We start from the raw sequence: 19,492 nt of genomic DNA on the forward strand, positions 1-19,492 counted from the left end.
GACGGGACGGAGTTATGCGTGATGGCGGGAGACCGGCGGTTCTGTATGATGATACGGCAGCCGTGGTCGCCGGCCGGCATGCCCGCCCCCGAGATTCCCTTGCCAAGGAGAAACCATTTGGCCCGCATCATCACTGTCGCCGCCGCGCAGCTTGGTCCGATCCAGAAGGCGGAACCCCGGTCCGTCGCGGTTGAGCGCATGGTCCGGTTGATGGAACGTGCGCACAAGCGCGGCGTGGAACTGGTGGTATTTCCCGAACTGGCGCTGACGACTTTCTTTCCGCGGCACTATCACGCCGATATCGCCGAGGCGGATGGCTGGTTCGAGACGGCGATGCCGTCGAACGAAACCGCCCCGCTGTTCGAGGCTGCGGCGCGCCATGGGATCGGCTTTCATCTGGGCTATGCGGAGATCGCGCATGAAGCGGATGAAACCGGCGTGGTGCGCAAGCGCCGTTTCAACACGGCGATCCTGGTCAGCCCGGCGGGTGATATCCTGCTGAAGTATCGCAAGGTGCATTTGCCAGGTCACGCCGAATATGATCCGCGCCGCAAGGTGCAGCATCTGGAGAAGCGGTATTTCGAGGTCGGCAATCTGGGCTTCCCGGTCATACGCGCGCCGATGGGAACCCTGCCTGGCCTCAATATGGGCATGCTCATCTGCAACGATCGCCGCTGGCCGGAAGCCTGGCGCGTGCTGGGACTGCAAAGCGTGGAGCTGGTGATGCTGGGCTACAACACGCCCAGCCTGAACCAGGAGGCCGGCGGGTTCGAAGCACATCACCTGCGGGTGTTTCATTCCCACCTGTCGATCCAGGCCGGCTGCTATCAGAATGCCTGTTTCGCTGTCGCGACGGCCAAGGCTGGCATCGAGGATGGATGCGAGCTGTTCGGCCACTCGATCATCGTGAACCCGCAGGGTGAGATCATCGCCATGGCGGGAAGCTGGGACGACGAACTGGTCACCGCTGATTGCGACCTGGACATGTGCACCCTGGGTCGCACGACGATCTTTGCGTTCGAGAAGCATCGCCGGCCGGAAGCCTATGTGCGGATCACCGGGCAGGTCGGCGCCGTCGAGCCGCCTGTGTGGAAGCGGGCTTGATCTGACACCGGATCGGCGGCGGGTGCCCCGGGAACGGGACGGCCGGTGCACTGGCGATGCAGTCCGTTTTTAAAGGCTAACGACTCGCCGCCGGCCTGCATCCGCCCTGCAGCCATCCGCCCTGCCGGCATCCGCCCTGGTTGACGCGGCCCATGGATGGAAGGCGGTCACCGTAACCGTAGCATCGATTGTTTCCCCGGCGATTGTTTCCCCGGCGATTGTTTCCCCGGCTGATGACGAACCCTGGCCTGCCGCGTAGAGCGCGATCGCCTGAAGCCGGCGGTTGGAAGGCGTGAATCGCGCCCTTGAATCAAAGAGTTGATAAAGCCTGGCAGGCTCAGCCTGGCCCTGTCAGGCTTCAGCCGGCCTCCGCCAGCAATATCCCGATCGCCTGCGTCACCGCCGCCTGGGTCGGCTCGATCACCGGCAGGCCAGCGGCCTCCTGCACCGCGGCGCGGTGGTGCGCCATGCCGGTGCAGCCCAGGATCAGCGTCTCCGCCCCCATCGACCGCAACATCTCCGCGGCCCGAATCAGTGCTGATCGCGCCGCCTTCGGGTCCAGCAAGGTCTGCATCGGCAGGTTCAGCGGCACCTCCCCGGCCAGTCTTGCCTCCAGCCCCATGGAGCGCAGCGCCGCCGCGTGGCGCGGCACAGAGGCATCCACCATGGCGATGATCCCGAACCGCTCCGCCCGCGCCACCGCGCTGGCCACGGCGGAGCGAAAGATGCCCAATACCGGCCGGCGGGTGACGGACCGAGCGGCCTCGATGCCAGGGTCGGAGGCGCAGGCGATGATATAGGCGTCGGCGGCTTCCCGTTCGATCTCGGCGCAAATCGGGCCGACGACCGCGTGCCAGTGCTGCCATGTCATGATCGCCGGAGGACCCTCGCACAGCGTCGCGACCTCGATCGCCGGGGCCCCCGGCAGGCGGAAACGGTCCACCACGGCATCGATCCCCGCCGAACAGGCGGCGGAGGAGTTGGGGTTGATCACCAGAATACGTGCCATGCGCCGATCCTCCCCGCTCTGGAGATGGCAATCAAGCGTGCCGATATGGCGTTGCGGTGCAGCAGAAGCTAGTCTGCCACCTTATCAGGGCGTCCTGACGCGGGAGAAACCGCTGATCCGGCGCTGAAGGAGAAGATTTCGCCATGGCTCCGACCCGCTGGACCGCCGAGACTGCCGCCAAACCAGCCAATCCGTGGCCGCAGCCAACGATGTCCAGTGCCATCCTGTGGGGCTTGAAGGGGCGCTGCCCGGCCTGCGGGAAGGGGAAGATTTTCAACAAGTTCCTCAAGATCGTGCCCGCCTGCAGCGCGTGCGGCGCCCCGCTGGGCCTGGCGCGTGCCGACGACGCGCCGCCCTATCTGACCATCCTCGTGGTCGGCCACATCGTCGTACCCTTGCTGTTCGAGGTAGACCGGATGGGAGAGCCGCCGGTGTGGCTGATGGCGGCTATCTTCCTGCCGCTGACCCTGGCTCTGTGCCTCGCGCTGCTGCAACCCATCAAGGGCGCCACCGTCGGGGTCATGACCAACCTGGATATGCTCAAGTCCACGCCACCAGGATGACCGATATCACAAGCTCGGCCCGCCGTCTGGACCACGTGATCCTGGACGGCGAGATGCCCGCGAACCTGTCACCCTATATCGAGGCGGACCGGGAACAGGCGGTGGCCGACCTGGCTGCGGCCAACCATTTCGCGCCGCTGATCGGCACCACCGACCCTGGTCCCTATGCGCTGCACCTGTCGATCGTCGAGGGACGGCTCGTCTTCGATATCCGCGACGCCGGAGAGCGACGGCTGACCGTCGTCGGTCTTGCGCTGGGGCCGTTCCGCCGGCTGGTAAAGGACTATCAACTGCTGGTGGACAGCCACATCCTGGCCGTGCACGAGGGGCGGGAGCAGCGGATCCAGGCCATCGACATGGGCCGCCGCGGCCTGCACAACGAAGGGGCGGAACTGATGACGCAACGCCTGGCCGGCAAGATCGATATCGACTTCGATACCGCGCGCCGGCTGTTCACCCTGGTCTGCGTCCTCGCCCAGCGGGTACCGGCGCGATGAAGGTCGACGGCGTCACCTACCGCAGCGTGTGGGTCGATCCGGATGACGGCTGGTCGGTCCGTATCTTCGACCAGACCAAACTGCCTTGGACGCTGGATATCCTGCGCCTGACCACGCGGGACCAGGGCGCCCATGCCATCAAGTCCATGCAGACGCGAGGGGCACCGCTGATCGGCGCAGTGGCTGCCTACGCACTGTGTCTGGCTCTGCGCGCCGATGCCTCCACCGAGGCGATGGAACGCGACGCCGGGCTGCTGAACGCCACCCGCCCGACGGCCGTGAACCTGCGCTGGGCGCTGGAGCGGATGCTGACCCGGCTGCGCAACACCCCGCCGGCGGAACGCGTCGCCGCCGCCTATGAGGAGGCCGGGCGCATCGCGGACGAGGACGCGGCGCAGAACGAGGCGATCGGCCGGCACGGTCTCCCGCTGATCCGGCAGGCGGTGCGACCCGCCCGGCGCGTCAACGTCCTGACCCATTGCAATGCCGGCTGGCTGGCCACGGTGGACTGGGGCACCGCCCTGGCGCCGATCTACATGGCGCATGACGCCGGCATCGACTTGCATGTCTGGGTCGACGAGACGCGGCCGCGCAACCAGGGAGCCGCGCTGACGGCATGGGAATTGGGCAGGCACGGCGTGCCGCATACCGTGGTCGCCGACAATGCCGGTGGCCACCTGATGCAGCATGGCGAAGTCGATCTCGTGATCGTCGGCACCGACCGGGTCACGCGGCATGGCGATGTCGCCAACAAGATCGGCACCTATCTGAAGGCGCTCGCCGCCAAGGATAACGGCGTGCCGTTCTGGGTCGCGCTGCCTTCCACCACCATCGACTGGACCGTAGCCGACGGCGTGGCGGATATTCCCATCGAGGAGCGCGGCCAGGCCGAGGTCACCGATATGACCGGCCAACTCGCCGACGGAACCATCGCGACGATGCGGATCGTGTCTTCCGGCAGCCCGGCGGCGAATCCGGCCTTCGATGTCACGCCGGCCAGGCTGGTCACCGGCCTGATCACGGAACGCGGCCGCTGCGATGCCTCGGCCGAGGGGTTGGCGCGGCTGTTCCCCGAGCGGGCATAAAGATCGCGGGCATGGAGACCGGCCTCGGGGCAGCCGTATCGCGACCCTATTCCTGCTCTGGCGCGGGTGCCGAATTCAGCAGGATATAGCGCTCGATCCCGATCTTCGCGATCAGGTCGAACTGGCGTTCCAGGAAGTCGACGTGCTCTTCCTCGCTGTCCAGGATTTCCACCAGCAGCTCGCGTGACACGAAATCCTGCACGCTCTCACAATAGGCGATGCCCGCACGCAGGTCCGTCATCGCCTTCTCTTCCAGCGCGAGGTCGGACTTCAGGATTTGCTCCACATCCTCCCCCACCTGGATGGGATTCAGCCGCTGCACGTTGGGCAAGCCATCCAGGAACAGGATGCGCTTGATCAGCTTGTCCGCGTGCTTCATCTCGTCGATCGATTCGTCGTATTCCTGCTTCCCCAGCTTGGTGATGCCCCAATGCTGCAGGGTCCGCGCGTGCAGGAAGTACTGGTTGATCGCCGTCAGCTCATTTGTAAGCTGGGTGTTGAGGTGTTCCACAACCTTCGGATCGCGCAGCATCCGTTATTCCTCCGGTAGGGTGCGATCGTGTCCACCGGCGGAAGTGGGAGATCGCACGGCATGAGCGCCGAGGGGGCGGCGCTTGGCGACCCGAAAACGGGAACCAAAACAGAGCCGACCCGGCCAGCCGCCACGTTGTCTACCGTGACAGGAGATCGTGCAAGAAAAACATCTCCACCCAGTGTCGCGCCCTTCAAGAAGGCGACTGGTGGCGCGGCGGGTTCGCTGCCAGCGACCGCCCGAAGGGCGGCGATGCCGTTCGCTCAATCGGCGGCGTGTAACTCCGGTTCTGTCCCGACAATACCACGCAGCAAGTTCACGACAGACCTGACGCACTGGCCGCATTGGGCGCGACAGCCGCAGGCGGCATAGACCTCGGACGTCTTGGTCACACCGGCCGTCGTGACGGCGTGCTTCACATGGCGGTCGGTCAGGGCATTGCAGAGGCAGACATACACGGGGCGTAACCTCTCCTGCGGCCGGGGTCCGCCGGCCGTGATGGGCATTAAAGCGCAGCTTCGCGAGAATGTAAATGCGAACTACTCGCAATTTTCACATGCGAGTGATCGGGTGTGGATGAAGCGACCGTATCCCGTAGATAGGCCTCGATCCGAGCGACGGTTTCCTGGGAGCAGGCGGCGTGGACACGGCGGCCAAGGGCGGCGGCCTGCTGTGCTTCCCGATGCGCCGCCATCAACGCCACGATCATGGAGGTGCCGGTGGAGAAATGCCGTTCCATTCCGCGCCTCCTCAATGGACCATGTCGGAGTAGAGGTTGGATGACCAGCCTTCCTCATCGTGTACGGTGGTGTCAGGCGGCAGCCGTCGGCGGAAGAAGAGGCGGGCCTGGGCGAACAGGTGACCCAGCCCATCCAGCGGGCCCAGCGCGAATTCGGCGCCCTGCGCGGATAACAGAGCGATATGCAGTGCTTTTTCGGCCAAATGACGATCGCCCTGCTGCACCAGCGCCGCGGCATGCAGCAGATGGGTTTCATCAGTGCCCAGATGCGGGCAGCGTGGCCGGTGAATCATCAGGGACCGCCGGGCGGACCGCGCCACAATCGACATCAGCGCATCCACCGACAATGCCGCTCGGCCGGCACCCGCCCGTTCCAGCCCGCCGCTGATGCGCGGCAACGGATCCTCATTCTGGCGAAACGCGGCGACCCACCATCGCATCGCCAGCAAAGCCACGCATTCGGCGGTGTCCAGCCGCGTGCAGGTGTCGGGGTAGGCGGCCGGGTGAGCGGGGAGTCGGATGATTTGGCCCATCTAGGGGGAACCTCCTGCGTGGCGTCCGCATCCTGCGATGAATGAGAATGATTCGCAATAGAGAATCATTCTCATTCTCATTCTGCAGCGGCTTCGAGTGCGCTTCGGCCATCGGGACGCAGGGCCCCTGTTCGACGGCACGGGAAGGCGGTCGAAGCGGCCGTCCGACTTCGTGCAGGACGGTCTGCATGCCCGCTGGCGCTCATCAGCGGTCCGTTCTGTGGCCGGCCTGGCGCGCCCGCATGTCTGCGGCCGTCGCAGGCATGCCATCGGCTTGTTCCGAAAGTCGTGTCGGAACATGCGGTCTGATCATTGCCAATCCACAGCGATAACCGTGGGTTCGGAAGACGTCACCCGTCAAGGAACAGGCGGTAATGCGTCCGCGGCCTCATTCGGCCGGCATTATCCCGTCCGGTATCGTTTCCGCTTGGCCAACCGGGACCAGGTCGCCGCCAGCTTACACCGCCCGCAACACCGCGCCGCAGATGGAATCCACGTCCGCGTCCGTCAAGTCCGGGTGGATCGGCAGCGCCAGAATCCGTTGCGCCAGGCTTTCCGATTGCGGCATCGCGGTGCCGTCGTGATGGGCCTGATAGGCCGGTTGCAGATGCAGGGGACGCGGGTAGTAGATCGCGGTCGGAACACCGTCCTGTTTCAGCGCGCCCTGCACGCGGTCCCGAGTGGTACCGTCGGGCAGCAGGATCGCATAGATCGCCCAGGCGCTGGTGCTGTCCGGCACTCTGGCAGGCGTGGTGACGGCGTTGCCCAGCCGCTGGTCATAGGCCTGGGCGATGCGTTCGCGCGCCTTCAGCTCTTCGGGGAACACGGTCAGCTTGCTCAGCAGCACCGCAGCCTGGATCGAGTCCAGGCGGCCGTTCATGCCGGTGCGCAGCACCTCATACCGCGTCTTGCCCTCGCCGTGTGTGCGCAGGCTGCGATACAGGTCGGCCCGCGTGTCGGACTGGGTGAACAGGGCGCCGCCATCGCCATAGGCGCCCAGCGGCTTGGACGGAAAGAAACTTGTCGCGGTCGCATCCGCCTGGGTCCCCAGCATCGCGCCGTGCAGGGAGCCCCCGAAGCTCTGCGCCAGGTCGTCGATCGTCAGCAGGTCGTGCCGTTGCGCGATGGCGGCGATGGCGGGCCAGTCAGCGGGCTGACCGAACAGGTCGACACCGACGATCGCGCGCGGGCGCAGCCGGCCGGCGGCTTTCACCTCCTCGATCCGCGTGGCCAGGTGGACGGGATCGATCTGGAAGGTGCGGGGATCGACATCGACGAAGACCGGGGTGGCACCCAGCACCAGCGGCACCTCGGCGGTGGCGGTATAGGTGAAGGCGGGCAGGAACACGGCGTCACCGCGGCCGATCCCCTCGGCCATCATGGCGATCTGCAGCGCGTCGGTGCCGGAGCTGACGCTGACGCAGTGCTTTGCGCCGCAGAAGGCGGCCAGCGCTTCTTCCAGTTCGCGCACCTCGGGGCCCAGGACGAACTGGCAGTGCTCCAGCACCGCGTCCAGCCGGCGGCGCAGATCGGCGGCGATGCGGACCTGCTGGGCCTTCAGGTCGAGGAACGGGATCGGCTTGGCGGAAGCGGTCATACTCTACTCTTTCACGCGCGGACTTCGCCGACTGTGCCATCGGCATTGTGTTCGAATTCGGGAATCAGGCGGCCGAGCAGGGTCAGCGCCAGTTTCACCTGGCCACCGCGGCAGGCGCTGCCGATCTCTTCGATGGCGCGCGCCACGATGGCGGGGTCGGCGGTCCGCGGGGAGGCCATCAGCAGCCCGGCATAGCCCGTCGGCACCGGCGGCTCCTTGCCGTGGAACAATTCCTCGAACAGCTTCTCGCCAGGCCGCAGGCCGGTGAAGCGGATCTCGATGTCCTTGTCCGGCTGCAGCCCGGCCAACCGGATGATCTGGCGGGCGAGGTGCACGATCTTCACCGGCTCGCCCATGTCCAGCACGAAGATGCCGCCGGTGGCGCCGGATGGCAGCGCCGCGCCGCTGAGCCCCAGCACCGAGGCCTGCAGCACCAGCCCCACCGCTTCCCGCACGGTCATGAAATAGCGCTGCATGTCCGGATGGGTGACGGTCAGCGGGCCGCCGCGCGCCAACTGGCGCTGGAACAGCGGCACGACCGATCCGGTGGAGCCCAGCACATTGCCGAAGCGGACGGTGATGCAGCGCATGCCCTGTTGCTGCGACTGCGCGACGATATCCAGGGCCTGACAATACATCTCGGCGAGCCGCTTCGACGCGCCCATCACCGAGGTCGGGTTCACCGCCTTGTCGGTCGAGATCAGCACCATCGCCAGCGTGCCGACCGCGCGGGCGGCATCGGCGACGTGACGGGTGCCGGCGGCGTTGGTGGCCAGGCCCTCCAGCGGGTTCGCCTCCACCATCGGCACGTGCTTCAGCGCCGCCGCGTGGAACACCAGCTCCGGCCGGTGCTCCTGAAAGATGGCGTGGATGCGGGCCTCGTCGCGGATATCGGCGATCAGCGCCTTGCGGGGGACGCTGGGATGGGTTTCCGCCAGCTCCAGGTCGATCTGCCACAGCGCATATTCGCCATTGTCCAGCAGGATCAGTGTACCAGGGCCGAAGGCGGCGACCTGGCGGGCGAGTTCGCTGCCGATCGTGCCGCCGGCGCCGGTAACAATGACGCGCCGCCCCTGGATCAGCCGTGCCATGCCGTCGCGGTCGAGCGGGACTTGCGGGCGGTTCAGCAGATCCTCGATCGCGACGGGACGCAGTTCCACCGGGCGGGGCTTGTCGGGGTCGGCCAGGGCGGTGGGGCGCGGGGCCTGGCGGACGATCAGGCCGAACCGGTCGGCCTGGGCGACGACTTCGGCCAGCCTCGCCAGTTCGGGGGTCACGACGACGAGCATCCCGGGTAAACGGTCGTCCGCGCGCAATTGTTCCAGGACCGTCGCGGCATCATCCAGCGAGCCCAGGATCGCGCGCCCCTGGATGCGCCGTCCTGTCTGGCGGTTGGAGGAGACCAGCAGCCCCTCCACCCGGAAGGCTGGTCTTCGATCCTGGGGACGCCGGTCCTGGGCCAGGGCGCGCAGGAACAAGTCCGCGTCCTCGATGCTGCCGACCAGCAGGATGGAAGCGGCCTCGACTGCGCGCTGCTGCGGGTCCGGCCGCCAGCGGCCCCAGCGGTACAGCACCCGTGGCGCGCCCAGGAACAACAGCAGCGTCAGCGCGTGGATGGCGGGGAAGGCCGGGTTGGGGAATGGGACACCGGCACCCAGCGTGATCAGCCAGAACAGCGCCGCGCCGATGCCCGCGCTGGCGGCGACCGTCAGCAGGTCGCCGATCGCGGCGAAGCGCCAGTATTGCTGCGACAGCCGGAACGGCACGCCAGCCAGCAGGAGACAAGCGGCGCCGGCCGGAATCCGCCAATAGGGCGCCAGGCCGGGTGCCGCGGGGTCGGCCAGCCAGGAGGCAACCGGCACCGCCAGCGCCGCTGCCAGACCGTCCAGGGCGACGTTGACGGCGATGCGAATCGAGGAGCGCGCAACGGCCATGGAGCGCGATATAGCGCGGCTCAGGCGAGGCGGATAGGCGGGTCCATCCAGGCGTCCGGCAGCGGCCGAGCGGGTCGGGTCAGGCCTTGCGGGTCAGGCCTTGCGGGTCAGGGCGGTGATCACCCGGGTCCAGGCAGTGTCCATCGCGGGTGTCCAATCGTCGCCAAGGATGTCCCGAAATGCCCCCATCACTGTCCAGTAGAACCGGTCGAACATCTCGGTCTCCACGCCCAGACCCTGGTGGTTGATCCGCTCGATCTGGATCAGGCTGGCGCCATAGGCTCGGTCGCCCAGGAAATCCATCAGGCTTTCCATCGTTACCTGAAACATTTGTCCGCGCACGAGCGCATCGCCGTCCCGGACGAACAGAGCCTCGGTCTCCGGCATGTCCTGGAACAGGCGGCGGAACACATGCGGTGTGGGGTCCGCGACCCGCGCCGACACTTGTTCAAGCGTATCCCGGACGACCGCCGCGTCAGTCTCCGTCAGGGCGGCCTCCGCCGGACCGGTCCCCGCCAGATCAGCCCCCTCCGGAGTTCCCATAATCCCGCTCCGCTGCTTCGGGTGAAAGATAGCCCAGCCGCACGTCGCGTTGCACGGCGTCCCGGTCGCGTGAGGCGGGCGGCCCCATGCCGCCGCCGCCCGGCATCTCGACCACCAGCCGGTCGCCCGGCGGCACCACGCTCAACCCCTTGGCCTTCAGCACCGTGCCCGACGCGAGCGACAGCCGCCCCGGCGCGCCCGGGCCTCCGCCCTTACGGCCGCGCGCCGGGTACCGCACGCGCTCGAAGCGGGCGAAGATGCCGAACGGAGCGTTCTCGCGCGAACCGATTTCCATCACCTGTCCCAGTCCGCCGCGGTACTGCCCGGCGCCGCCGGAATCCCGTCGCAACTCCTTCCGCCAGATCACCAGCGGGGTGATCGCCTCCGTCGCCTCCACCGGCACATTGCGGACGCCGGAGGGAAAGGGCGTGGCAGACAGGCCGTCCTGGGTCGGCCGCGCGCCCGCGCCGCCGGAATGAAAACTGTTGACCATGAAGGCGGCGCCCGCCGCCTGGCCGATGCCGGTCAGGCCGTGGCCGGCGATCAGGTTCAGCGTCCACAGGTTGGATGTGCCTTCGGCCGGGACGTGGCCCGGCAGCGCCTGGTCGAGGCAGCCGTAGACGACATCGGGCAGCATATGGCCGATGACGGACCTGGCATAGACGGCAGCCGGATGGGTGGCGCTGACGATCCTGCCGGGCGGGGCGGTCACCTTCACCGCGTCCAATGTGCCGGCATTGTTCGGCACATGCGGGGCGACCACGCAGTTCACGCCAAAGGTCGTATAGGCTTCCGTGTAGCACAGCGGACAGTTGATCGCGTAGGACGACATGCCGGACGAGCCGGTGAAGTCGACATGGATCGTATCCTCTCCGATCGTCACGGCCGCGACCAGGTCGATCGGCGCCTCGTACCCGTCGATCCGCATCGACGCGGACCAGGTGCCTTTCGGCAGCTTGCCGATCGCGTCGGACATGGCGCGGCGGCTGCGTGAAATGATCTCCTCCGACAGGGCCTCGATCCCGGTCAGGCCGAATTCGCGCATCATCGCGACCAGCCGGCGGCTGCCGATCTCGTTGCAGGCCATCAGCGCGTAGATATCGCCGACCACTTGCACCGGCTCACGCACATTGGACCGGATCATCGCCAGCAGGTCCTCATTCATCACGCCGGCGCTGGCCAGCCGCAGCAGCGGGATGAACAGGCCCTCGTGATAGATCTGCCGCCCTTCGGGCGTCTGTCCGACGCCGCCCATGTCCACCAGGTGCGAGGTGCAGGCGAACAGCGCGACGATGCGTCCATCCATGAAGGTGGGCGAGACGACCACGAGGTCATACAGATGGCCGGTACCCTTCCAGGGATCGTTGGTGATGTAGACGTCGCCTTCCTTCATTTCCGCGACCGGAAACACCTCCAGGAAATGCCCGACCGAGGCGGCCATGGTGTTGACGTGACCCGGTGTGCCGGTGACGGCCTGGGCGACCATGCGGCCTTGCAGGTCGAACACCCCCGCCGAGATGTCGCCGGCCTCGCGGGCCGAGGTGCTGAAGGCTGTGCGAACCAGGGTCTGCCCCTGCTCCTCCACCACCGACAGCAGCCGGTTCCACATGATCTGCACGTCGATTTCGGAAAGCATGCTCATGCCGCCGCTGGCTTCGTCATCAGGGTGCCTCGATGATCAGTTCGCCGCCGCCGCCGATCCGGACGGTCATGCCGGTGGGGACGATGGTGGTGGTGCCGGGTTCGATGATGGCGGCGGGGCCGTCCAGCCACGCGCCGGGCGGCAATGCCGAGCGGGCATGGACCGCGGCATTGACGGTCTCGCCGGTGGCGCTCTCGATGATGGAACGGGTGCCGGCGGACGCGCCGGCGTTCACGGCCGGCGGATCCTCGACGCCGGCCGGCAGTTCCGTGTCCTCCGCCAGCGACAGCGTCCAGGTCACCGCCTCGATCTCCAGCTTTGGGATGATGCGGCCGAACAGGCGCTCATAGGCAGCCTCGAACGCGGCCTGCAAGGACACCGGATCCAGCGCGACATCGTCCAGCTTCACCGCGATCTCGTGTCCCTGGCCGCGATAGCGCATGAAGGCGGTGCGCGTTTCAGTCAGGTGCCCGTCCGGCGTGCCCAGGCGTACCACTGCTTCCGCTTCGGCGCGCATGTCGCGGAACAGCGTGCCGATCAGGTCGGGATCGATCGCCGACAGACGAATCAGGACGGTGCGCACCACCTCATAGGCGATGGGCGCGTCCAGGAAGCCCAGGGCGGAGCCGACGCCGGCCTCCACCGGGATGATGACGCGCCTTATCCCCAGTTTCTGTGCCAGCCGGGCGGCGTGGAGGGGCGCGGCCCCGCCGAAGGCGATCAGGGCACGGTTGGCCGTATCCTTGCCGTTCTCCACGGCGTGAACCCGGGCGGCGCTGGCCATGGTCTCGTCGACGATTTCGGTGATGCCGCGGGCTGCTTCCCGGGTCTGCATGCCGAGTTCCACGCCGATGCCGTCGGCGACCGCCTGGCGCGCCTTGTCCGGCCGCAGCGTGATCTTCCCTCCGGCGAAACGGTCCGGATCGATGCGCCCCAATACCACATCGGCGTCCGTCACGGTCGGTGCGGTGCCGCCGCGGTCGTAGCAGGCGGGGCCGGGAGCCGATCCGGCGCTGTCCGGCCCGACCGCGATCCGGCGCAACGCGTCGACGCGCGCAATCGAGCCGCCGCCGGCGCCGATCTCCACCATGTCGATCACCGGGATGCGCACCGGGATGCCGCTGCCCTTGGCGAAACGATACGCGCGCGCAACCTCGAAATGCCGCGATTGCTGGGGCGTGAAATCGTCGATCAGCGTGATCTTTGCGGTGGTGCCGCCCATGTCGAAGGACAGCGCCCTGTCGTAACCGCCCTGCGCGGCGATGCGGCGCGCAAGGATGACGCCGCCTGCCGGCCCGCTTTCCACCAGCCGCACCGGGAAGCGCCGTGCCGTCTCGATCGTGCAGACCCCGCCCGATGACATCATCAGCAGCAGCGGACAGCCCACGCCGATCCCGGCCAGGCCGTCGCCCATGCGGCCCAGATAACGGCCCATCAGCGGCAGCACATAGGCGTTGGCGACGGTGGTGGAGGTTCGCTCATATTCGCGGATTTCGCGGCAGACTTGGCAGGAGATCGTGAAGGCGACATCCGGCAGCGCCGCACTCAGCAGCTCCAGCGCGCGCAGCTCATGATCCGCGTTGACGTAGGCGTGAAGGAAGCTGATCGCGACCGCCTCGATCCGTTGCGACTTCAGGACATCGGCCAGGTCCAGCAGCGCGGCTTCGTCCAATGGCAGCAGCACGGAGCCGTCCGCCGCCATCCGCTCCGGTACCTCCAGCCGCAAATCGCGGTCCACCAGCGGCGCGGGCCGTTCCATATACAGATCGTACTGCTCGAAACGATGTTCGTAGGCGATTTCCAGCGAGTCCCGGAATCCCGCCGTCGTGATCAGCGCAGTACGGGCGCCCTTGCGTTCGATCAGCGCGTTGGTGGCGAGCGTGGTGCCGTGGATCACCAGATCCAGGTCGGCGCCGGTCAGGCCGGCCTCTGCCAGGATCGCGGTGGTGCCGGCGATGACCGCCGCTTCCGGCGCGTCATGTGTCGTCAGCACCTTGCTGGTCAAAATCCGGTCGGGCAAGGCCCGGTCGGGCAAGGTGAGGACCAGATCGGTGAACGTGCCGCCGATATCGACGGCCAGGCGTGTGCGGGCGTTCATGAGTGAACGCTAACCCGCGTGCCGGTCATGCGGAAGAGCAATAACGCACCCTCATTGCCGCGCTGCACAAACTGGTGTCTCCTGTCACCCGCACAGCAATCGTGAGGCAGCATGAGCGCGTTCGAGCCGTCGGTCGAAGCCATGATCAAGCTCTGGCATGGGATCGACCCGCCGAACGACCCGGCCAGGCGCCTCGCTGCCGAACTGGAACAGACGATCGCCGCGTTCGAGGCGCTGCGCGGCACGCTGGCGTTCGAGGATGAGCCGTCCGGCTTCGAAGTCGCGCTACAGGCAACGAAGGAGCCGGCGTGATGAACCGGCTGGCGAACCTGTCGCTGATCGGCGCGGCGGATGCGGTGCGCAAGCAGGAGGCGACGTCCCGCGAGTTGCTGCATGCCTGCTGGAAGAACCTGGACGCGGTGAACCCGCAGGTGAATGCCGTGATCTGGCAGGACCGGGAAGCCGGCGAACGAGCCGCCGAGGTTGCCGACAAGGCGGTGAAGGCGGGTCGCCGCGTCGGGCCGCTGCATGGCGTGCCGATGATGCACAAGGACATGTATTATGACGTCGGCCGGCTTTCGACCTGCGGTTCCGCCCTGCGGCGGGAGCATCGGCCGAGCATCACCGCCACGGTGGTCGAGCGCCTGTCGGCGGCGGGTGCCTATACATTCGGCGGACTCAACATGGCCGAGTTCGCGCAGAACCCCACGGGCCATAACAAGACCTTCGGCGACTGCCACAATCCGTGGAACCTGCCTTATGTCACCGGCGGATCCTCCTCGGGATCGGGGGCCTCTGTCGCCGCGCGCTTCAACTACATGGCGCTGGGGTCGGACACCGGCGGTTCGATCCGCATTCCGGCCTCGGCCTGCGGCGTGACCGGGTTGAAGCCGACGCAGACCCGTGTGTCACGCCACGGCGTGATGCCGCTGTCCTTCTCCCTCGACAATGTCGGCCCGCTGGCACGCACCGCCCGCGACTGTGCCCGCGTGCTGACGGTGATCGCGGGGCACGATCCCAAGGATCCGACCAGTTCGCGCGAACCGGTGCCGGGATCCTATGAAACCTTCATGGATAACGATCTGCGCGGCCAGCGCATCGGCGTCCCGACAAATGTCTTTTTCGACGACGCCGACGAAGCCGTGGTCGCGGCGGTGGACGCGGCCCTGGAGGTGCTGAAGGCGCGCGGCGCGACGATCATCCGGCTGCATCTGCCGGTGATGGACGCGGTCGCCGCCTATGGCGGCATCATTTCCCGCGCCGAAGCGGCGCCGATCCACGCTCAGTGGATGCGTTCCGACCCGCAGGCCTATGGCGCGCATATCAGCGGACGGATGTATCCCGGCTACGCCATCCCCGCCGCGTACTATATCGAGGCGCTGAGTTGTCGCGGGCCGGTGCTGAAGGCATTCGCAGCCGAGGTCTTCTCCCAGGTCGATGTGCTGGCGACGCCGACCATCCGCACGTGCCTGCCGACCCTGGCAGAGACCGACATCGACCATGGCCCGCCGGGAACCGAGCACCGGTTCATGGCGCTGTCGGCGAATACGCGGCCGTTCAACTACCTGGGCCTGCCGGCGATCAGCGTGCCGTGCGGCTTCGATCCCAACGGCTGCCCGATCGGGCTGCAGATCGCCGGCCGGCCCTTCGCGGAAGGCCGCATCCTGAAGATCGCCGGCGCCTATCAGATGGACACGAAGTTCCACTGGGCGCGGCCGGCCATCGTCGATCAGACGGGAGCCGAGGCATGAGCAGGTCCCCTGGAAAGCCCAAGGTCGCCTTCATCGGCACCGGCGGCACCATCGCCTCCCTGGGGCGCGGCCCGCTGGATCTGCAGGACTACACCGCGGCGGGCAGCATGATGCACGCCGACGAGATCCTGGAGAAATGGCCGGAGACGGCGCTGGTCGCGAATGTGATGCCGATCCGCTTCAAGGCGGTTCCCAGCCCGGCGATCGGCTTCGCCGACTGGAAGGAGCTGGCGGCGCTGTGCGCGCGGCTGGAACGCGACCATCCCGACCTGGCCGGCATCGTCATCGGCCACGGCACGGCGACGCTGGAGGAGACCGCCTATTTCCTGAACCTGACCCTGAAGGTCTTGGTGCCGGTGGTGCTGGTCGGCTCCCAACGTCCATCCAGCGCGCTGTCCAGCGATGCCGGCATGAACCTGGTGAACGCCATCCGCGTCGCCGCCTGTCCGGAGTCGCGCGGCCTGGGCGTGCTGGTGCTGCTGAATGACGAGATCCACGCGGCGCGCGAGGTAACGAAAACCTCCACCTTGCGGCTGCAGACTTTCCGGACCCCGGATTTCGGTGCGCTGGGCCACGCCGATGGCGATGCGATCGCCTATTACCGCCGTCCGGTCCGCCGGCATGCGCCGGACACCGAATTCGACATCGCCGGGCTGGAGGCATTGCCGCGGGTGGATATCTCCTATTCCTATGCCGGCGGCGATGGCACGGCCGCGCGTGCCTTCGTGGCGGCCGGCGCCCGAGGGATCGTCGCCGCCGGGTTCGCGCCCGGCATGACGCCGCCCGACGAATTCGCCGCGCTGACCGAGGCGGTGAAGCAGGGCGTGACCGTCCTGCAATGCACCCGCGCCGGCTCCGGCCGCACGTTTCGTGGCACAAGGCTGCGGCAGGCCGGCCTGCTGATCGCCGACAACCTGAACCCCCAGAAGGCTCGGCTGCTGCTGGCCCTGGCGCTGACCCGGACGCAGGATCCCGAGGAGATCTTGCGGATGTTCCGAGAGTATTGAGCGTGCGGCGGGTGCCGTCGATCGACATCAATCCCGCTCCCGCCGGGGAGGATCGGCGCGAACGCGCTCACGACCGGGCACCTACCATTCGCGTCGCATGTTTCCCAACTTGACTTTTTACATGAAATGTGATTAAAGTCCCAGGACTTTGATCCTTATCGGGACAGGCGCGTGATCCGCTGCCTCCGGAGCCCAAAGCACCCTCCGGTCATGCCGGCTTACGGCGGCGCGCCTGGGCCCGGACGGGCCGAAGTCCCCATTTCAGAAGAGAGAGTGCATGGATCTTACGAACATCATCGCCGCCGTTCCCGGCGTCGGGCCGGCGCTGCCATATCTGGCCTCGGCGGTCAGCGTCTGCTCCGCCCTGGCGGTGGTGCTGCCGCGTCCGAACGACACGTCCAACCCGGCCTATGGCGCGGCGTACAAGCTGGTGAATTTCGTGGCGCTGAATTTTGGCAATGCCCGGAATGCAGCGGGGAACGCCGCCACGGCCGTTGCGGCGGCACCGAAGGCAACGACCAACTGAAACAACGGGGGCGTCTGGTGCAGGGGTGGTGGAGCTGAGGGGAATCGAACCCCTGACCTCCTCATTGCGAACGAGGCGCTCTCCCAACTGAGCTACAGCCCCATCCCCGCCAACGAGGCGCCGTTAATGGGCGGGGCGCCCCGCGAAGTCAAGTGCCGTTTACGGCGCCGCTCGCGGGGCAGGGGCGCCCTTTTTTACCGCGCCGACAACGTCTCGAACACGTCCCCCTGCGGCGGCAGGCCCAGGATATGGCGGCGATGCCACAGCGCATAGAACAGCAGCTTCCAACAGGCGAAACCGTGCCGCCAGCGGCGGATATCCCGAAACAATGCCTCCACCTGATCAGGATGCGCGATCTCGGCGATGCCCGGCTGCGCGGCGACCAGCGGGCCAAGGCGGTTGCCCTTCGCCTTGATCCAGGCGCCGACGGGCACGGTGAAGCCGGTCTTCGGTGCGAACGGGCGGGCCATCGGCAGGTTCGCCTCCAGCCATCTCCGAAGAATCCACTTGCCCATCTTGCCGCGCATCTTCATCGAATCGGGCAGGCGGAACGCAGCCTCGACGATACCCTTGTCCAGGAACGGCGTGCGGCCTTCGACCGCGTGCGCCATCAGGCAGCGGTCCAGTTTCAGCAGCAGGTCGTGGGGCAGCCAGTCGGCGATATCCAGCGCCTGGGCACCGGCCAGGTCGGTGCGCCCGCCTTCGTTGGCCCGCACCTCGGCAGCCGCCATACCGTCCCGCCATGCCGTCAGCTTCGATCGCAGCACCGGCACTTTGTCGAAGCTGCCGGTGGCCCACATGCGCTGGCCACCGCGCCACCAGGGCAGCGTCGCCCGGCGGTAGCGGTCATAGCCGCCGAAAATCTCATCCCCGCCCTCACCGGATAGCACGACCTTGACGTCCTGCCTGGCCCGCCGAGCGAGGAACCAGGTCGGGATGATGGCGTAATCCATGGCCGGGTCGTCCATCGCGGCGACGATCTCAGGCAGGCGTTCCCACACCATGGCCTCGGTCACTTCGATCGCTTCATGACGCGCGCCCACCGCTTTCGCCACCGCGGCGGCATGTTCGCGCTCATCGACAGACCCGGGCGCGTCGAAGCCGGCGGTGAAGGCCAGCACCGGCTGCTCGTTCAGACGCGCCATCAGCGTGATCAGCACGGAGCTGTCGATGCCGCCCGACAGGAACATGCCGTATGGCACGTCGGAGCGCTGGTGCAGATCGACGCTTTCCAGCAGAGCCGTGTCCAGCCGGCGCAGCGCCTCGTCCTCGGACAGCGACTCCGGCGGTCCCGGCGGGATCGGGCTCAGGCGCTGGCGGTCCGCGACGGCGCCGTCGGTGCAGGTCAGGGTCTCACCCGGCAGCAACCGCTGGATGCCGTCGAACACGGTGTCGGCGCCGGTGGTGAACTGCAGCTGCAGCAGCTCCTCCACCTTGCCCGGCCGCACCGCGCGGCGCACCAGCCCGGCCTCCAGCAGGGATTGCGGTTCCGAGGTGAAAGCCAGCCCGCCGGCGACCTCGGCGATATAGAGCGGCTTGATGCCGAACGGATCGCGGGTCAGCGTGACGGTATGATGCCGCCGCTCATGGATCGCGATGGCGTACATGCCCCGCAGCTGCTCCGCATAAGCCGATCCGTCGCGCAGCCAAAGATGCAGCGGCGGCTCGCAGTCGCTGTTGCTGGCGAAGCGGGTGTCCGGCATGGCGGCGCGCAGTTCGCGGTAGTTATAGACCTCGCCATTGGCGACCAGAGCCGCGGTGCCGGCGTGCAGCGGCTGGTCGCCGGTGACCAGGTCGATGATCGACAGCCGGTTGTGCAGCAGCGCCACATGGCCGACGACGGTCTGTCCCGATCCGTCCGGGCCGCGATGGTGCAACGAGCCGATCAGGCGGGCGAGGACGGCAGGGTCGGGTGTCGCTGCCCCCGGGGACAGAATCAAACCAGCTATGCCGCACATTAATAAGTCATCACTCCCGCCACGCAGGCGATACGGATAGCGCAAAGCGGCGCCCCCTGTCGCGTCCCGCGCGCGGTGGTATGCACGTTTTCCGCCACGCGCCGGGTGGTTCGTGTATGTCCTGATGGCCGCGCATGCGCGGGATTTCCGGTGCGGGCGAGGCGCGGACTTGCGGGATGTACGGGCGGCGCGCGCGGCCACGGCGCGAATCGGTGTTGACTCCGCCAGACCGGGCTTCTAGGTATCGCGCCCTCGGTCGGCCCCGGTTTCGGATGGCCGGCCGTCGCTTGCAGGCCCATGTCGCATGCGGCGCCGTCTTCCTGAACAAGGGGGCTTAGGCCGCGCGCTTCCTGTCACCCGCTGGATGGGATTCG

19 protein-coding genes and 1 tRNA gene are annotated in these 19,492 nt (G+C 67.3%); 8 read left to right on the forward strand and 12 right to left on the reverse strand.

What is annotated here, in order from left to right; translation table 11 throughout:
* The first annotated feature begins 117 nt into the window (after nucleotides 1-117).
* Nucleotides 118-1,104: an N-carbamoyl-D-amino-acid hydrolase gene (locus VHC04_RS11120; RefSeq protein WP_325681079.1), complete on the forward strand. Its 987-nt coding sequence runs from the start codon at nucleotides 118-120 to the stop codon at nucleotides 1,102-1,104.
* 358 nt (nucleotides 1,105-1,462) lie between these two features.
* Here the strand turns inward: VHC04_RS11120 and VHC04_RS11125 are convergent, their stop codons facing one another.
* Complete coding sequence (locus VHC04_RS11125) at nucleotides 1,463-2,113, reverse strand: aspartate/glutamate racemase family protein (RefSeq protein ID WP_325681081.1); 651 nt, start codon at nucleotides 2,111-2,113, stop codon at nucleotides 1,463-1,465.
* A gap of 143 nt (nucleotides 2,114-2,256) precedes the next feature.
* Between VHC04_RS11125 and VHC04_RS11130 the strand changes: the two genes are divergently transcribed.
* From VHC04_RS11130 to mtnA, 3 genes are read left to right on the forward strand one after another with little or no spacing between them, the layout of a single operon-like run.
* On the forward strand, nucleotides 2,257-2,676 hold the full coding sequence (locus VHC04_RS11130; protein WP_325681083.1) for a DUF983 domain-containing protein: 420 nt from the start codon (nucleotides 2,257-2,259) through the stop codon (nucleotides 2,674-2,676).
* Complete coding sequence (locus VHC04_RS11135; RefSeq protein ID WP_325681085.1) at nucleotides 2,673-3,173, forward strand: UPF0262 family protein; 501 nt, start codon at nucleotides 2,673-2,675, stop codon at nucleotides 3,171-3,173. The genes VHC04_RS11130 and VHC04_RS11135 overlap by 4 nt, the downstream gene beginning before the upstream one ends.
* A complete protein-coding gene (mtnA, locus tag VHC04_RS11140; RefSeq protein ID WP_325681087.1) occupies nucleotides 3,170-4,258 on the forward strand; it encodes an S-methyl-5-thioribose-1-phosphate isomerase in 1,089 nt (362 codons plus the stop codon). Before VHC04_RS11135 ends, mtnA begins: the two co-directional genes overlap by 4 nt.
* Nucleotides 4,259-4,304: 46 nt before the next feature.
* On the opposite strand, the gene bfr is transcribed toward mtnA, so the two are convergent.
* From bfr to VHC04_RS11185, 9 genes are all read right to left on the reverse strand, one after another.
* Nucleotides 4,305-4,790 carry a bacterioferritin gene (bfr, locus tag VHC04_RS11145; protein ID WP_325681089.1) on the reverse strand — a complete coding sequence of 162 codons (486 nt, stop codon included), beginning with the start codon at nucleotides 4,788-4,790 and terminating at the stop codon, nucleotides 4,305-4,307.
* A 263-nt stretch (nucleotides 4,791-5,053) separates the two neighbouring features.
* Complete coding sequence (locus tag VHC04_RS11150; protein WP_325681091.1) at nucleotides 5,054-5,296, reverse strand: (2Fe-2S)-binding protein; 243 nt, start codon at nucleotides 5,294-5,296, stop codon at nucleotides 5,054-5,056.
* On the reverse strand, nucleotides 5,296-5,529 hold the full coding sequence (locus VHC04_RS11155) for a hypothetical protein (RefSeq protein WP_325681093.1): 234 nt from the start codon (nucleotides 5,527-5,529) through the stop codon (nucleotides 5,296-5,298). The genes VHC04_RS11150 and VHC04_RS11155 overlap by 1 nt, the downstream gene beginning before the upstream one ends.
* An 11-nt stretch (nucleotides 5,530-5,540) precedes the next feature.
* A complete protein-coding gene (locus VHC04_RS11160) occupies nucleotides 5,541-6,062 on the reverse strand; it encodes a hypothetical protein (protein ID WP_325681095.1) in 522 nt (173 codons plus the stop codon).
* A 457-nt stretch (nucleotides 6,063-6,519) separates the two neighbouring features.
* Nucleotides 6,520-7,659 (reverse strand): DegT/DnrJ/EryC1/StrS family aminotransferase, encoded by a 1,140-nt coding sequence (locus VHC04_RS11165; RefSeq protein WP_325681097.1) that lies wholly within the window; start codon nucleotides 7,657-7,659, stop codon nucleotides 6,520-6,522.
* 11 nt (nucleotides 7,660-7,670) lie between these two features.
* The gene (locus tag VHC04_RS11170) at nucleotides 7,671-9,593 is read right to left on the reverse strand and encodes a polysaccharide biosynthesis protein (RefSeq protein ID WP_325681099.1); all 1,923 of its coding nucleotides are present in this window, start codon (nucleotides 9,591-9,593) and stop codon (nucleotides 7,671-7,673) included.
* Between the two features lie 93 nt (nucleotides 9,594-9,686).
* Nucleotides 9,687-10,136 (reverse strand): globin, encoded by a 450-nt coding sequence (locus tag VHC04_RS11175; protein WP_325681101.1) that lies wholly within the window; start codon nucleotides 10,134-10,136, stop codon nucleotides 9,687-9,689.
* Nucleotides 10,114-11,778, reverse strand: a complete 1,665-nt coding sequence (locus VHC04_RS11180) for a hydantoinase B/oxoprolinase family protein (RefSeq protein WP_325681103.1) — start codon at nucleotides 11,776-11,778, stop codon at nucleotides 10,114-10,116. The genes VHC04_RS11175 and VHC04_RS11180 overlap by 23 nt, the downstream gene beginning before the upstream one ends.
* A 19-nt stretch (nucleotides 11,779-11,797) precedes the next feature.
* The gene (locus VHC04_RS11185; RefSeq protein WP_325681105.1) at nucleotides 11,798-13,876 is read right to left on the reverse strand and encodes a hydantoinase/oxoprolinase family protein; all 2,079 of its coding nucleotides are present in this window, start codon (nucleotides 13,874-13,876) and stop codon (nucleotides 11,798-11,800) included.
* Between the two features lie 111 nt (nucleotides 13,877-13,987).
* On the opposite strand from VHC04_RS11185, the gene VHC04_RS11190 reads away from it, so the two are divergent.
* The 4 genes from VHC04_RS11190 (at nucleotide 13,988) to VHC04_RS11205 (ending at nucleotide 17,160) form a co-directional block, all read left to right on the forward strand.
* Nucleotides 13,988-14,188: a hypothetical protein gene (locus VHC04_RS11190; protein ID WP_325681107.1), complete on the forward strand. Its 201-nt coding sequence runs from the start codon at nucleotides 13,988-13,990 to the stop codon at nucleotides 14,186-14,188.
* Nucleotides 14,188-15,627 carry an amidase gene (locus VHC04_RS11195; RefSeq protein ID WP_325681109.1) on the forward strand — a complete coding sequence of 480 codons (1,440 nt, stop codon included), beginning with the start codon at nucleotides 14,188-14,190 and terminating at the stop codon, nucleotides 15,625-15,627. The genes VHC04_RS11190 and VHC04_RS11195 overlap by 1 nt, the downstream gene beginning before the upstream one ends.
* Nucleotides 15,624-16,634, forward strand: coding sequence for an asparaginase (locus VHC04_RS11200; protein ID WP_325681111.1), 1,011 nt, complete (start codon nucleotides 15,624-15,626; stop codon nucleotides 16,632-16,634). The genes VHC04_RS11195 and VHC04_RS11200 overlap by 4 nt, the downstream gene beginning before the upstream one ends.
* Nucleotides 16,635-16,911: 277 nt before the next feature.
* Nucleotides 16,912-17,160, forward strand: coding sequence for a hypothetical protein (locus VHC04_RS11205; RefSeq protein WP_325681113.1), 249 nt, complete (start codon nucleotides 16,912-16,914; stop codon nucleotides 17,158-17,160).
* 26 nt (nucleotides 17,161-17,186) lie between these two features.
* Here the strand turns inward: VHC04_RS11205 and VHC04_RS11210 are convergent.
* Nucleotides 17,187-17,262 (reverse strand) — tRNA-Ala (locus VHC04_RS11210).
* A 92-nt stretch (nucleotides 17,263-17,354) separates the two neighbouring features.
* Nucleotides 17,355-19,118, reverse strand: coding sequence for an asparagine synthase (glutamine-hydrolyzing) (asnB, locus tag VHC04_RS11215; protein WP_325681115.1), 1,764 nt, complete (start codon nucleotides 19,116-19,118; stop codon nucleotides 17,355-17,357).
* Nucleotides 19,119-19,492 lie beyond the last annotated feature (374 nt).

Source organism: Rhodopila sp., assembly GCF_035548095.1.
Lineage (GTDB): Bacteria > Pseudomonadota > Alphaproteobacteria > Acetobacterales > Acetobacteraceae > Rhodopila.

Excerpts from the sequence above, each read along its gene's own strand:
- VHC04_RS11125 (WP_325681081.1), bottom strand. The coding sequence starts at position 2,113 with ATGGCACGTATTCTGGTGATCAACCCCAACTCCTCCGCCGCCTGTTCG.
- VHC04_RS11130 (WP_325681083.1), top strand. The coding sequence starts at position 2,257 with ATGGCTCCGACCCGCTGGACCGCCGAGACTGCCGCCAAACCAGCCAAT.
- VHC04_RS11135 (WP_325681085.1), top strand. The coding sequence starts at position 2,673 with ATGACCGATATCACAAGCTCGGCCCGCCGTCTGGACCACGTGATCCTG.
- mtnA (WP_325681087.1), top strand. The coding sequence starts at position 3,170 with ATGAAGGTCGACGGCGTCACCTACCGCAGCGTGTGGGTCGATCCGGAT.
- bfr (WP_325681089.1), bottom strand. The coding sequence starts at position 4,790 with ATGCTGCGCGATCCGAAGGTTGTGGAACACCTCAACACCCAGCTTACA.
- VHC04_RS11150 (WP_325681091.1), bottom strand. The coding sequence starts at position 5,296 with ATGCCCATCACGGCCGGCGGACCCCGGCCGCAGGAGAGGTTACGCCCC.
- VHC04_RS11155 (WP_325681093.1), bottom strand. The coding sequence starts at position 5,529 with ATGGAACGGCATTTCTCCACCGGCACCTCCATGATCGTGGCGTTGATG.
- VHC04_RS11160 (WP_325681095.1), bottom strand. The coding sequence starts at position 6,062 with ATGGGCCAAATCATCCGACTCCCCGCTCACCCGGCCGCCTACCCCGAC.
- VHC04_RS11165 (WP_325681097.1), bottom strand. The coding sequence starts at position 7,659 with ATGACCGCTTCCGCCAAGCCGATCCCGTTCCTCGACCTGAAGGCCCAG.
- VHC04_RS11170 (WP_325681099.1), bottom strand. The coding sequence starts at position 9,593 with ATGGCCGTTGCGCGCTCCTCGATTCGCATCGCCGTCAACGTCGCCCTG.
- VHC04_RS11175 (WP_325681101.1), bottom strand. The coding sequence starts at position 10,136 with ATGGGAACTCCGGAGGGGGCTGATCTGGCGGGGACCGGTCCGGCGGAG.
- VHC04_RS11180 (WP_325681103.1), bottom strand. The coding sequence starts at position 11,778 with ATGAGCATGCTTTCCGAAATCGACGTGCAGATCATGTGGAACCGGCTG.
- VHC04_RS11185 (WP_325681105.1), bottom strand. The coding sequence starts at position 13,876 with ATGAACGCCCGCACACGCCTGGCCGTCGATATCGGCGGCACGTTCACC.
- VHC04_RS11190 (WP_325681107.1), top strand. The coding sequence starts at position 13,988 with ATGAGCGCGTTCGAGCCGTCGGTCGAAGCCATGATCAAGCTCTGGCAT.
- VHC04_RS11195 (WP_325681109.1), top strand. The coding sequence starts at position 14,188 with ATGAACCGGCTGGCGAACCTGTCGCTGATCGGCGCGGCGGATGCGGTG.
- VHC04_RS11200 (WP_325681111.1), top strand. The coding sequence starts at position 15,624 with ATGAGCAGGTCCCCTGGAAAGCCCAAGGTCGCCTTCATCGGCACCGGC.
- VHC04_RS11205 (WP_325681113.1), top strand. The coding sequence starts at position 16,912 with ATGGATCTTACGAACATCATCGCCGCCGTTCCCGGCGTCGGGCCGGCG.
- asnB (WP_325681115.1), bottom strand. The coding sequence starts at position 19,118 with ATGTGCGGCATAGCTGGTTTGATTCTGTCCCCGGGGGCAGCGACACCC.